Source organism: Streptomyces sp. NPDC017202 (genome assembly GCF_044331705.1).
Lineage (GTDB): Bacteria > Actinomycetota > Actinomycetes > Streptomycetales > Streptomycetaceae > Streptomyces.
Genome location: NZ_JBIRNP010000050.1, coordinates 1 through 1,905, shown reverse-complemented (window position 1 = coordinate 1,905; position 1,905 = coordinate 1). Strand labels below are relative to the sequence as shown.

Here is a 1,905-nt window from a genome sequence, read left to right as displayed (position 1 = left end):
CGTGGGTGGCGGGGAGGTTCTCGCAGTTGGTGCCCTCCTCGGCGTAGAGGTAGGGCACCGCGTCCAGCCGGAAACCGTCGATCCCCAGATCCAGCCAGAACTTCAGCGCGGAGATCATCTCCTCCTGCACGGCCGGGTTCTCGTAGTTGAGGTCCGGCTGGTGGGAGAAGAAGCGGTGGAAGAAGTACTGCTTGCGCACCGGGTCGAAGGTCCAGTTGGAGACCTCGGTGTCGACGAAGATGATGCGGGCGTCGGCGTACTGCTTGTCGTCGTCGGCCCACATGTAGTAGTCGCCGTAGGGCCCGTCGGGGTCCTTCCTGGACTCCTGGAACCACGGGTGCTGGTCGCTGGTGTGGTTCATGACGAAGTCGATGATGACGCGCATGCCGCGCTGGTGGGCGGCGTCGACGAACTCCACGAAGTCGGCGAGGTCGCCGAACTCGGGCAGCACGGCGGTGTAGTCGGAGACGTCGTAGCCGCCGTCCTTGAGCGGTGACTTGAAGAAGGGCGGCAGCCACAGGCAGTCGACGCCCAGCCACTGGAGGTAGTCGAGTTTGGCGGTGAGGCCCTTGAGGTCGCCGACGCCGTCGCCGTTGCTGTCCTGGAAGGAACGGACGAGGACCTCGTAGAAGACGGCACGCTTGAACCAGTCGGGATCGCGGTCCTTGGCCGGGGTGTCCTCGAAGGTGTCGTGAACGGGCTCGTTGACGATCATCGTGTGGGTGACCCTCCGGTCTGCGGGGTGGACGGTCGCAGGACGGTCAGGACGTGCGCGGGCCGAGTGCCCGGTTCGAGGCGCACGTAATTGGCCCTGCCCCAGTGGTAGGTCTCGCCGGTGAGCTCGTCGCGCACCGGCACGGACTCGTGCCAGTCCAGGCCGAGTTGCGGCATGTCCAACGAGACCGTGGCCTCCTGGGTGTGATGGGGGTCGAGGTTGACGACCACCAGAACCGTGTTCGAACCGCTCCTCTTCGAGTAGACGATCACCGCCTCCTGGTCGGCGTGGTGGAAGTGCAGGTTCCGCAGTTGCCGCAGCGCCGGGTGGGCGCGGCGGATCTCGTTGAGGCGGGTGATGAGGGGGGCGATGGTGCGGCCCTCGCGTGCGGCGGCCGCCCAGTCGCGGGGGCGCAGCTGGTACTTCTCGGAGTCGAGGTACTCCTCGCTGCCGGGCCTGAGCGGGGTGTTCTCGCACAGTTCGTAGCCGCTGTACAAACCCCAGGTGGGGGAGAGGGTCGCGGCCAGCACGGCCCGCGCCTCGAAGGCGGGACGCCCGCCGTGCTGGAGATACGCGTGGAGGATGTCGGGGGTGTTGGGGAAGAGGTTGGGCCGCATGTAGCTCGCCGCCTCGCCCGACAGCTCGGTCAGGTACTCGGTGAGCTCCTCCTTGGTGGTGCGCCAGGTGAAGTAGGTGTAGGACTGCTGGAAACCGATCTGCGCGAGGGTGTGCATCATCGCGGGCCGGGTGAACGCCTCGGCCAGGAAGATCACGTCCGGGTCGGTCCGGTTGACCTCGCCGATCACCCGCTCCCAGAACACCACCGGCTTGGTGTGCGGGTTGTCCACCCGGAAGATCCGCACCCCGTGCCCCATCCAGTGCCGCAGCACCCGCAGCGTCTCCTTCACGATGCCGTCCATGTCGGCGTCGAAGGCGATCGGGTAGATGTCCTGGTACTTCTTCGGCGGGTTCTCCGCGTACGCGATCGTCCCGTCGGGGCGGTGACGGAACCACTGCGGGTGCTTGTGCACCCACGGATGGTCCGGCGAGCACTGCAACGCGAAGTCCAGCGCCACCTCCAGCCCCTCCTCCCGCGCCCGCTGCACGAACCAGTCGAAGTCCTCGATCGTGCCCAGCTCCGGGTGCACCGCGTCGTGGCCGCCCTCCGGCGAGCCGATCGCCCACGGCAC

At 67.2% G+C, this 1,905-nt stretch carries 2 protein-coding genes; both read right to left on the bottom strand.

The window, feature by feature from the left end; genetic code table 11:
* A partial coding sequence (locus tag ACH4N1_RS34955; protein ID WP_398104564.1) for an alpha-amylase family glycosyl hydrolase occupies positions 1–715 on the bottom strand: 715 nt, incomplete at its 3' end.
* Positions 712–1,905: DUF3459 domain-containing protein (locus ACH4N1_RS34950; RefSeq protein WP_398104562.1), on the bottom strand; the 1,194-nt coding region annotated here is incomplete at its 5' end. The genes ACH4N1_RS34955 and ACH4N1_RS34950, both read right to left, overlap by 4 nt.